Here is an 11,447-nt window from a genome sequence, read left to right as displayed (position 1 = left end):
GCCTGATAGAAAAGAATACCCTCCCTATCAGGCCCGATCGGAAATATGCCCGCCAGCATAGGTTCCGAGTTCCGGTCAGCTTTACTTATCGTTTTGCATAAAGCTGACAAACACAACACTAATAGTATAAAGTATTTTGAGGCGGATGTCTATCCGTCTATTTGCCATACCCTGAAAAAAATCGGTCTTTATTGGGAGGTGCAGAACAGCATCTGATGCCCAGCTTATATCACCCATCTTCTCCTGATTATAGGGAATCGTAAGTTTAGGTCTGCCCAGACCCATCCTTAACTAACTGACATTGGGAGTGAACAGTAACGAATTATTAACTACTTCACAAAATATGATTGGATTATTTTGCTTTCTATGTTACATTCTATATAGGATTATATTGACAAAGGAGTTTTTTCATGGATAAACAATTATTTACCGGTAACCAGGTACAGTCCAACAGAGTCTTGTATACACCTTCGGTATTTGCCAAGAGTTCTTTGATCTACCTGCAGGAAACGGGTGAACTCACTGCACTTAAGCCTCATGTGAGCCGGAGGGAACAATTAAATTCCTACCTGTTTTTTATCGTATTAGACGGTCTGGGCAGTGTGCAGTACGACAATAAAGAGGTGCACCTGCGCCCCGGAGACTGCGTTTTCTTTAACTGCCAGAAGCCATATTCCCATGCTTCCTCGACTGAACAGCTCTGGCGGCTCAAATGGGTCCACTTTTACGGACCGAATATGGACAGCATTTATGAGAAGTTTTTAGACAGGGGTGGAACCTGGTATTTTACAACAAGTGAACCTGCACGCTACGAAAACCTGCTGGAGGAAATATTTCTGACTGCAAATGCCGACAGCCCTGTGAGAGACATGAAACTATATGAAAAGCTGGTCCGGCTATTGACCCTTACAATGGAAGAAAGCGGCTCTCACAGCCTGATTTCAGATCATCAGGAGGCCGCACAGACTAAATTAAACGATATTAAAAAATATATAGATGAACATTTTACTGAAAAGATATATCTGGATGCGCTGTCGGAACGCTTCTATATCAATAAGTACTATCTGACAAGGCTGTTCAAGAAACAATTCGGGGCATCCATCAACCACTACATCATTTACCAGCGAATCACTCTTGGAAAGCGCCTGCTGCGATTTACTGATGACAGCATCGAAAATATCAGCAGAGAATGTGGAATAGACGATCCCGGATACTTTACGAGACTCTTTAAAAAAATAGAGGGCATAACGCCCGGGGAATTTCGAAAACGGTGGGTAAAATAAAATTACCCCCGCAGTTTTCATGCGGGAGTGCTTCTCTTCCTATGCGTTTTAAAACCTGCACCACAATTCCAACGCTTCCTTCCAGCAAAGCTGTCCGCCTGCCAGTATAGAACATGGCTTATCAAGTGTGATTTCTTTCCCGTCCACCTGGCTGATCCTGCCCCCGGCCTCACTGATAATCAAAGAGGCTGCAGCATAATCCCAAGGCTGGAGAAGGAGCTCCGTATAAATTCCATTGCTGCCGGATGCGACTCTGCACAGGTCAATGGCTGAGGAGCCGCCGTTGCGGACTCCGAGGCTGTTCAGATAAAGGGATTTTGCAAAATCAAATATCCGGTCCGTATCGTCGGAATTATATCTCGCACATCCAAACGCCGCGATGCTGTCCACAAGGCCTTTCGATGTACTTGCAATTTTCTTCCCATTCTTAAACGCACCTTTTCCCTTTTCCGCTGTATAGAGTTCCTCTGTATAAGGATTATAGACAGCCGCGAAAACCATCTCCTTATTCTTCGCAAGTCCCAGCGAAACACAACTGTTTTTATAGTCGAATATAAAATTCGTCGTTCCGTCAATGGGATCAATAATAAAACAATACCCTTCTCCCATACTCTGCTGAACCCCATTCTCTTCTGCCAGAAATGCGGCCTCAGGAATCAGTTTCTTCATTTCCTGTACAAGAAAATCCTGCACCTTCTTATCATACTCTGTGACAAAATTAGAAAAACCTTCCTTATTATATATATCCGTTTCTGCAGCAGACGCATTTTTCATCATACCGCCCGCCTGTTTCACACATTTCGTTATTTCTTCGTATAGCATGGCCGCCTCCCGTTACCGTTTACACCCCAGCCTATCTCTACGCTGACCGGCTGGGGGCTTTATGTATTAATCCCGTATAAATGCGGATTCCCATACATCTACTCCGCTGTCCTGGAAAATTTCATGCAGTCTGTCTTTCAGCTGCTGTTTTGTAACTCCCTTATTCAAGATTACCATCAGGAAGCCGCCTCCGCCGGCGCCGGCAATAAACCGCCCGCTTATCAAATCCTGACAGGATAGGAAAATCTGCTCGATACAAGTGTTGGATGATCCCTGGTCAAGCTGTTTTGAAAGTTCCCAGTGCCGGTTCAGAAGTTCTGCAAACTCATCTACACTGCCTCTTTCCAGAGCAAACTTCATCAGCGCTGCCAAAGGCTGCATATCCTTCAGTGCCTGTATACTCTCCGGCCTTGCACCGATGTAACTTCCGACAACATCACGCAGAAGGTTTCTTGCCAGCCTGCGCTGCCCTGTATAAATGACAGCGAACCGTTCCTGAAGCTCTTCTTTTACAGAATCTGACAAATGCACCTTCTCAACATGAATTTCCTGATCAATGCCCGGCTCTGTCGTAATAAACTTTACTCCGTTCGTCAGACCGCCAACCTGATCCTGCCATCCTCCGCCGGTGCTCATAATCTGTTCCATAGAAAGAACTATGCCGTAAATCTCATCATCACTGATATCCGCACCAAGGAATTCGTAAATCCCTTTTACACATGCACCTGACAAAATACTGCTTGTCCCTAGACCGGAGCCCTTTGGTATGCCGATCACCTGCGTGGAAAGATAAATTCCTCCGCCCAGACGCTTCAAGATATCTTCCAATGACGCATCCCCATATAACGGCACAATCCCGCATGCAATCAGTGCGGCTTTGTGGAGTGCAAAAGAATCATATGGATTATGGCAGTCCTGAACTTCCGAAACAGTATGAATCTCTCCAAACACACCGATATCCGTGGACTCAAATTCAATATGGTAATCTTCAAGCCGTTTTACCGTAATCTGTACCGGCAGAATCCCATTCAGGCTGATTGCAGCATTCAGCACAACTCCGCCCTGTTCATTACAGTGCGGCGGGGTATCCGTCCAGCCGCCTCCCCAGTTAACACGGACCGGAAGCTTTACATCAACCCTGTCCTTACAGATCTTAAATGAATTAGCAGTACGCAGTTTACTGACCGCATTGTCAAAAATTTCTTTCTGAATCCCTTCAAAACATAGTCCCTCTGTATAGTCATAGGACATCCCATCAAATTCCAGATCTTTTTCCTTCATAAATCTGGAAACCGCATAGTAAATCCTGATCCTCAGTGAAAAATCTGCTTCCTGCGCATCCTTCAGAAGCTCCCTGTAAATCGCCTCTGTAATTCCCTTGCTGCCAAACACCTGATAAGCATCTTTATAATAAACTCCGCTCTCCAGCATATTTACAAACTTACTTGCAAGGATACGGTTTTCCAGCTCATCCTTCCATGATCGGCTGTAATTCACATCTGCCATATAAAAACTGGAATACAGACTCATTCTCTTCCTTGTCTTCCACTGCCTGATCTCTTCTTTCGCAGCACGCCCATGACACATATCATAAAGGAAAAGAGCCTGCTCTATTCCTTCTTTCATGGTATCGCATACCGGATATAGGTTGGCAAACCACAGATACTTGTCCTTATCCTGCCACAATGTATCCTGTGAAATATCATTTTCACTTAACAGTCTGGAAAGACTGGTACCCAGAAAGCTGTCATTTTCTTTATAGAATCCCTTCGGATTATCTTCTACACCATAAATACGGACAACATACTTCCCGTTAATCAGACGCAGGCCATGCAGAACGATTCCCGGCGGAATGATACAGTCCGTCAGCTTTAAATTGGATATCACACATCCTTCGCCGACCTTTGTATTGCCCAGTATAAAGCAGTCCTCCAGATACGCACCTTTCCGGACATTCGCCCTGCGCCCTACATACGCCCTGTGCGCGGCAAAATCTGCATCTCCGACTCCTGAGAACATCACCTGCTTTTTCCAGTTAAGGAACTCATAGGAGGAAACATCCTCTGTCACAAGACTCAGGAGTTCCTTCGTAGTACCAAAATGTATAAATTCTGCCGGAGAAAGGCACAGCAGTTTCATAGAAAATGAATGTATCGCCTGCCAGATTTTCTCACGGCAGCTGATCAGTTCTTCGCAGATCACTCCTTCCGCCGCTTCCTGATAAAACTGCTCCAAAGTAGCCTCCCGTGCCAGCGGATAAAGAAAATCACCATAAAAGCTGATCCGTGCCTTGTCATTTACAAATTCCTGAAATTTATTCTGATCCAGATACCCGTCCGTACTGATCAGAGAATACAGCGCATCCATAAGACCTGTGCTTAAGATCACGGCCCCGGTATCCAGGTCCACACATCCCCTGTCATTCACCGCACCGCTCTCCCTAAGCATAGATACTGTTTGTTTATGTAAAAACCTTGCCACGTAATCATTCCCGTCATTCAAGAAAACGCCATGATCCTTTCCCGTATCCACATGCTCCTTGAAGGAGATAGCTGCCGCACCTTCATTCTGGAAATCAATCTGCAGAGGATTGAATAATAACAAAACATCACCGGAAAGAATCAGCATCCCCTCCCTGAATCTGGAAGGCACACCGGACATCACGATCATGAACTCATCAAACAACGTAGAGGCATATCCATTCGGGAGTTCACGCGGAACCGGGGAAAATAATTTACCCGTCGCAGAATACTGCGGAACACGTTTGCTGTCCCCTCCGGAATGAATCACAAGGATCCGCTTGTCCTTAAAATGATACTCTGACTTCCCTTCGCGCTGAGCAAGGTAAGCCAGCACATTGAAAGTGGCCCCTCCCGATCCCACTCTCCTGCCTTCCGGGTCTGGAAGGACCTCATAAATCGTAGAAGACGGAAGGCGGCGCTGCTGAAGGCGCTCTTCAATCTGCCCGCGGTACATCGCCGCCTGCTCTTCATTGGATGCAGTCAGAATCACATAGTCCCACTTAATAAAACTAGACTTTTTGAGACTCCTCTCATAATCTTCCCATGCATCAAAATATGACTGGCTCAAAAATAAATTCTTCATTCTTTTAGATGTTAATTCCATATTACTTTTTCCTTTTCCTGCGGTATTTTATTTTGGATTATCTTAATTTGGCTTCGAGACTTCAAATATTACTGCTTTATTTATTATAGCGGAGTTGGGGGGAAATGACAAGGCGGGGGGAGGGGGAAATGGGGGAGGTACTAATAATAACAATTATTTGGAGGTAAGGGGGGATTTGTGTGATACAGAAGGTTCTAAACAAAGCGACAGGTGAAGTTGGTCTTCCTCTGTTGCCTTGCTCTGTGTGCAGTAGCCGATACCGGTTATGTAGGACTATTTCTGGCAGTGCTTTTAGCACAGCACAATAAGGTCATAGCTGTAGATGTTATGCCTGAAAAAGTTGAGCTGATTAACAATAAAAAATCGCCCATACAGGATGACTATATTGAAAAATATCTTGAGGAAAAGGAACTGAATCTGACAGCCACACTGGATGCGAAAGCAGCGTACTCGGATGAGGATTTTGTGGTAGTCGCAACCCCGACAAATTACGACAGCCGGACACAGCACTTTGATACATCTGCTGTTGAAGCGGTGATCAAGCTAGTAATAGAGTATCCCCCCACGCCGTCATGGTTATCAAGTCTAACATTCCAGTTGGATATACACAGTCTGTACGTGAGAAGTTCGGCAGCAAAAATATCATCTTTAGCCCGGAGTTTTTGTGTGAATCCAAGGCTTTCTACGATAACTTGTACCCGTCCCATATTATCATGGGCACAGATATGAATGACTAACGACTGGTTGATGCTGAGAAGGTCTTTGCAGAGCTGTTGGCTGATGGTGCATTGATACGCTGTTTATGGGATTTACTGAAGCAGAGGCCGTAAAGCTCTTTGCCAATACATTTCTGGCTCTGCGTGTTGCATATTTCAATGAGCTGGACACCTATGCGGAGATGAAGGGGCTGAATACGCAGCAGATCAATCAGGGTGTCATGAAGCGCATCAAGGCTAAGGGGGCGACCATTGTAATATATGAGCCGACATGGGAAGATGGTGAAACCTCCCTCGGTTCTGTGGTTGTGAATGACTTGGCAAATTTTAAGTCAATGAGCAATGCAAGCATTGCGAATAGATATGGCAGTTGCCTGGACGATGTGAAGGATAAGGTTTATACAAGAGATATTTTCCAAAGGGACTAACAAGACATGCAGAATTCTATAGCAGGAGAAAATGTGAAAAGGAATCGTATAAATCGTAGTACTAAAGTAGGTGTAATCCCGATGCTCTACCCGGATGATAAGTAAGGAAAGGATCTGAATGAATGAGTGGAAAGAAAAATTTGTTGATTTATGCTCATTATTACATCCCGGATACTGCCTCTACCGGTCAGATCCTGAGAGAGTTGGCGGAAGGAATGCAGGAAAAATTTGATATCACAGTGATTTGTGTTGTACCTAGTTATTTAGGGATCGTGGAAGATGAGTATAAGACACAGAGGTTTTATAGAGAAAGTATAAATAATGTAGAGATTCTTAGAATTCGAGTTCCTGAATTTAGTAAGACCGACACGAGAAGCCGCATCAAGAATATATTAACCTATTTCTTTGGTTCTATGCTGGCAACTTTCAAAGTTGGTAAACAAGACTATGTGTTTTCTATTTCTCAGCCGCCTATTCTCGGAGGTTTGCTGGGTGTGTGGGGAAAATGGATGAAACACGCAAAGTATATTTATAATATTCAGGATTTCAACCCAGAGCAGATACTGGCGATTAATTTCAGTAACAATAAACTTATTACTGGTGTAATGATGTTTTTCGATAAGTTCAGTTGCCGCCAGAGCGACTTGATAATCACAGTTGGCCGAGATTTAGTTCAGACCGTACATAACCGTTTTAAAGGTCAGAAAGTGCCTAAGACAGTAATGATCAACAATTGGATTAATGAGAAAGAAATCTATCCAGTGGAAGCAGATCATCCTAAGGTCGTAGCTTTTAAAGAAAAGTATGGGCTAGTAGACAAATTCATCATAATGTATTCCGGTAATATTGGCTTATACTATGATTTGGAAAATTTGATGAAAGTTATTGAGATGTTTAAACCGGGAACCAAGACTGCGATTGGTCGAGAGGTTGCATTCGTGTTTGTCGGGGCAGGTTCCGTATTTGATAAGCTAGTATCTTATAAAGAAGAAAAGAACATGCATAATGTAGTCTTCATTCCTTATCAGGACAAAAATGATTTGATTTATAGTTTGAATGCGGGTGATGTTCACTGGTGTGTAAATACAAAGGGGATAAAAGGCGTTAGCTGTCCAAGTAAATATTATGGAATTGCTGCAGTTGGCAAGAGTGTACTCGCTGTACTGGAAAAAGATAGTGAAATTCGTTGCATTATTGAGGAAACTAAAGGCGGATTGTGTTCTGACCCAGGCGATTACGAAGATGTAATCGCTAAAATAAAATGGTTTATAGAAAATGATGGCACAAATAAGGTAATCGAGATGGGAAAAAGAGGCCGTGAGAATTTGGTTAATAATTTGACTCGTGATGTATCAGTAAAAAAGTATGTTGAAGAGATTTTGAAACTGTAAGGAGGTGTAGATCGGTGAAAATTGTTCAGATTAACACCTTTCCATATAAAGCTACTGGGACAATCATGCTTAACTTGCATAATATATTATTGCAAAACGGACATGATTCTTATGTGGCATGGGGACGGGGACGAAATGCTAATGACGATAGAGAAATAGTGATTAAGGACGATATAGGTGTGAAAATACATGGCTTGTACACAAGATTGACAGACAGAACGGGATTTGCCTCTATAAGAGCAACTAAAAAGCTTATATGGTATCTTGATAAAATTAAGCCCGATATAATCCATCTACATAATGTGCATGGGTATTATATAAATATAGAACTCTTATTTAAATATATTAAGGATAAAAAGATTAAAGTTGTGTGGACACTGCACGATTGTTGGGCGATGACAGGGCATTGTGCATGGTTTGATATGGTGGCATGTAATAAATGGAAAACGGGTTGCTCTAAATGCACACAACTGAGAGCCTATCCGGCATCCAGTCTAATAGATGGTTCGCAGTTTAATTGGAACAAAAAAAGAGAATTATTTACGGGTTTAAATTGTACAATCGTTACTCCATGTAAATGGTTGTCTCAAATAGTCAAGCAGTCTTATTTAAATAAGTATCCATGTAAAGTTATTTATAACGGAATTGATTTGGAGATTTTCAAACCTAGTTCGGTTGAACAAGCAGCTTCTACAATCAAAAAATATGAACTCACAGATAAACCAATAGTTCTTGGGGGTGCAAGTGAGTGGACAGAGCGCAAAGGACTAAATGACATAATAAAAATTTCCGAAAAATTATGTGGTAAATATCAATTTGTTGTCGTTGGATTAACAAAGAAACAATTAGAATCCATTCCCAAAACGATTACTGGAATCACACGAACGAATAATATTACTGAATTGGTAAATCTATACTCTGTTGCAACTTTATTTTTTAATCCGACATATGAAGACAACTTTCCCACCACAAATATTGAAGCCTTGGCATGTGGAACACCAGTATTAACATACGATACTGGTGGCAGCCCAGAGGCTATCCAAATGGCTAAACAACACACTAATATTTTTGTGGGAAACGTTGTGAGCAAAGCATCTCCTAATACTGTGGATTTTTCAACGGTGTCAAAAGTATTGACAGACAGTGTAGAACATACGATAGTCCATCGTAGCAAAGTACGTGAGGCTTGCAGAAAAGTTTCAATGGAATTTGACAAAGAAAAAAGACTTGGCGAATACTTAAATCTTTATTTTTAGTTCACCTATTTTATGATTTATAGATAGGAGAAAAAATGAAATATCATATATATGGAGCCATTCACAAACACGCTAAAAAAATATTAAAAAGAGATAATTCATTGCCTGCAACAGTAAAAATAGTTGATTTTCCACCAACTATTTTAGATGAACTTGAGCAGAATTCAATGAATAAAGAAATTGAGATAAATGGAGAAATATATTCAGGAATTAAAAAATCTGATATTTATCCTGTTGAGAACTTGGTAGCAAATGAGGAATTTAAGAATTGTCCAATGTCTTTCAGTATGAAAGGGCACACCTTAAAAAAACTGAAGAAATTTGAAATGGCAGAAGGACTTTGGAAACAATTTCTTGAGAGTTCTTACATTCCTATTGGCTACAAATACTCAGGATTACATTATGGCGGGTATATCGCCGAGAAAGCTTCTTGGTGTTTACCAAGTTGGATTTGGACTAACGCTGCAGTAGTACGTTATCACTGCTTAGTTGGTGAAATGGATAAAGCAAAAAAACTAGGTGATATTATCCTTTTAAATCAGCATATTAGTGGTGGCTGGATTGTAAGAATTGATTATATGGATGATGGGGCACACCCTATTTTAGCCCCAAACGATTCTTGTTATATCGCACATAATTGCTGTTTGAAGTTATTTCAATCTACACACGATGAAAAATATTTAAATGCAGCGGAAAAAACTGCGGCTTGGATAATGGAAACAGCCAGAAAAGATGGAATGGTTTTATTCGGCTATGATATAAAAATGAAATATTGGATAACTAAAAAGAATATTGTAGACATTGGTTTTACAGCAGGACTGTTTGCTGAACTATTCTCTCTAACCGGAAAAAAAGTATATAGGGATTTTTTGGAAGGTTTCGTTAATAAATATATAGATATCTTTTATATAAAGGGAAAGAAATGTTTTGCTACTTGTATCGATGAAAATGACAGGATACATGGAGGTGCATTTGGCAGAGGACAAGGTTGGGCATTAGAAGGGTTAATTCCAACGTATAGGGTTCTGCAATCGGATAGTATACGAAATATAATAGAAGAAACTGTAGAAACTTTGCTACATTGTCAAACATCAGATGGAGGATGGGCATACAATTTATTATCGCCGTTGATGGGGATAGATTGTAAAGCTGTTCCTGTGATAGCGAAAGCACTGTTAGAGTGGTCGAAAGTTGTGCATAGTACAGTATATGATGAAGCAATATCTAAAGCGATGTACTGGTGTAAAAAAAATACTGTTGCAAAAGGCGAAGCTGCAGGAGGAATTTTCTCATATACCGTAGAAGGAGCAATTGTACACAATAAATATACAAGTACAGCCCTTGTATATGCCAGTTCATATGCTCTGGAAGTTGAACATGAACGAATGAGGGAGATTAACTACTCATGAAAGTAATCTTTTTAAATGATAATATTTCCAAATTAAAAATGGTATTTGATATTAATAAAGTGTTGGATACAATAGGATGTAATTTAAATGATATTTGTTTTACTAAAAATGATGTATTAAAAAGAAAAAGAGAGTTTGATGATGTCGAAGTTATTTTCTCAACATGGTATATGCCTCAATTTACCCAAAATGAAATAGTCGATATCTTTCCAAATTTAAAAGCCGTGTTTTATGCGGCAGGAACTGTGAAATACTTTGCAGAACCATTCTTAGAGAATGGTATAAAGATTTTTCAATCAGGACAAGCAAATGGTATAGCTGTTGCCGAGTTCACTGTGGCTCAAATCTTATTGGCAAATAAAGGGTATTTTCAAGCACAACGTATATACAAGTCTCCACTGTATCGATATAACTACAATAAAGCTCATAGCATAATTAAAATTAAGCCCGGAAATTATGAAGCTACGGTAGGCATAATTGGTGTTGGCGCTATTGGCAGTTATGTAGTGGAACTACTCCGCCCCTATAATCTCCGGGTACTGATATCTGATCCTGCCATATCTAAAGAAGAAGCAAACGAATGGGGAACAGTAGTAGTTAGCCTCGAAGAAATTTTCGAAAATTCAGATGTAATATCAAATCATTTGCCAGATATACCATCTACAAAAAATTTATTAAATTATAAACTGTTTAACTCCATGAAAAAAGGAGCTACTTTTATAAATACCGGAAGAGGGTCTACTGTTGTTGAGAAAGATCTGGTGAAAGCATTAAAGAGAGATGCCACAAAGTGTGCATTGTTGGATGTAACTGGACATGAGCCTATATGGCCGTGGTCACCATTACTTTATATGAGGAATATTTTTTTATCACCCCATATGGCGGGGAGCACTGGCAAAGAAGAGAAAAGACTTGGAGAATATGCTCTTGAAACATATAGGCAGTATATAAAAGGGTTCGATTGTCATGGCGAAGTAACGAAAGATATACTTTATAAAATGACGTAAGGATTGAAA

7 protein-coding genes and 1 pseudogene are annotated in these 11,447 nt (G+C 40.9%); 6 read left to right on the top strand and 2 right to left on the bottom strand.

Annotated elements, in window-relative coordinates; genetic code table 11:
• Positions 1 to 410: 410 nt before the first annotated feature.
• Complete coding sequence (locus A8806_RS24425; protein ID WP_109733772.1) at positions 411 to 1,283, top strand: AraC family transcriptional regulator; 873 nt, start codon at positions 411 to 413, stop codon at positions 1,281 to 1,283.
• Between the two features lie 48 nt (positions 1,284 to 1,331).
• On the opposite strand, the gene A8806_RS24420 is transcribed toward A8806_RS24425, so the two are convergent.
• Together A8806_RS24420 and A8806_RS24415 are read right to left on the bottom strand one after the other, a co-directional pair.
• Positions 1,332 to 2,105: an inositol monophosphatase family protein gene (locus tag A8806_RS24420; RefSeq protein ID WP_109733771.1), complete on the bottom strand. Its 774-nt coding sequence runs from the start codon at positions 2,103 to 2,105 to the stop codon at positions 1,332 to 1,334.
• Between the two features lie 66 nt (positions 2,106 to 2,171).
• A complete protein-coding gene (locus tag A8806_RS24415; RefSeq protein ID WP_109733770.1) occupies positions 2,172 to 5,231 on the bottom strand; it encodes a fucose pyrophosphorylase domain-containing protein in 3,060 nt (1,019 codons plus the stop codon).
• Positions 5,232 to 5,471: 240 nt separating this feature from the next.
• On the opposite strand from A8806_RS24415, the pseudogene A8806_RS24410 reads away from it, so the two are divergent.
• From A8806_RS24410 to A8806_RS24390, 5 genes and pseudogenes are all read left to right on the top strand, one after another.
• Positions 5,472 to 6,375 (top strand): annotated as a pseudogene (locus A8806_RS24410) (UDP-glucose 6-dehydrogenase family protein).
• A 122-nt stretch (positions 6,376 to 6,497) separates the two neighbouring features.
• Positions 6,498 to 7,766 (top strand): glycosyltransferase family 4 protein, encoded by a 1,269-nt coding sequence (locus A8806_RS24405; RefSeq protein ID WP_109733769.1) that lies wholly within the window; start codon positions 6,498 to 6,500, stop codon positions 7,764 to 7,766.
• A gap of 14 nt (positions 7,767 to 7,780) precedes the next feature.
• Positions 7,781 to 9,022: a glycosyltransferase gene (locus tag A8806_RS24400; protein WP_109733768.1), complete on the top strand. Its 1,242-nt coding sequence runs from the start codon at positions 7,781 to 7,783 to the stop codon at positions 9,020 to 9,022.
• A gap of 35 nt (positions 9,023 to 9,057) precedes the next feature.
• On the top strand, positions 9,058 to 10,431 hold the full coding sequence (locus A8806_RS24395) for a glycoside hydrolase family 88 protein (protein ID WP_109733767.1): 1,374 nt from the start codon (positions 9,058 to 9,060) through the stop codon (positions 10,429 to 10,431).
• On the top strand, positions 10,428 to 11,438 hold the full coding sequence (locus A8806_RS24390) for a hydroxyacid dehydrogenase (protein WP_109733766.1): 1,011 nt from the start codon (positions 10,428 to 10,430) through the stop codon (positions 11,436 to 11,438). Before A8806_RS24395 ends, A8806_RS24390 begins: the two co-directional genes overlap by 4 nt.
• Positions 11,439 to 11,447 lie beyond the last annotated feature (9 nt).

The sequence above is a fragment of the Faecalicatena orotica genome (genome assembly GCF_003149245.1).
Classification (GTDB): domain Bacteria; phylum Bacillota; class Clostridia; order Lachnospirales; family Lachnospiraceae; genus Faecalicatena_A; species Faecalicatena_A orotica.
The sequence above is the reverse complement of the archived record's forward strand: the minus strand, read 5'-3'. Positions and strand labels throughout refer to the sequence as shown.

Excerpts from the sequence above, each read along its gene's own strand:
- A8806_RS24425 (WP_109733772.1), top strand. The coding sequence starts at position 411 with ATGGATAAACAATTATTTACCGGTAACCAGGTACAGTCCAACAGAGTC.
- A8806_RS24420 (WP_109733771.1), bottom strand. The coding sequence starts at position 2,105 with ATGCTATACGAAGAAATAACGAAATGTGTGAAACAGGCGGGCGGTATG.
- A8806_RS24415 (WP_109733770.1), bottom strand. The coding sequence starts at position 5,231 with ATGGAATTAACATCTAAAAGAATGAAGAATTTATTTTTGAGCCAGTCA.
- A8806_RS24405 (WP_109733769.1), top strand. The coding sequence starts at position 6,498 with ATGAGTGGAAAGAAAAATTTGTTGATTTATGCTCATTATTACATCCCG.
- A8806_RS24395 (WP_109733767.1), top strand. The coding sequence starts at position 9,058 with ATGAAATATCATATATATGGAGCCATTCACAAACACGCTAAAAAAATA.
- A8806_RS24390 (WP_109733766.1), top strand. The coding sequence starts at position 10,428 with ATGAAAGTAATCTTTTTAAATGATAATATTTCCAAATTAAAAATGGTA.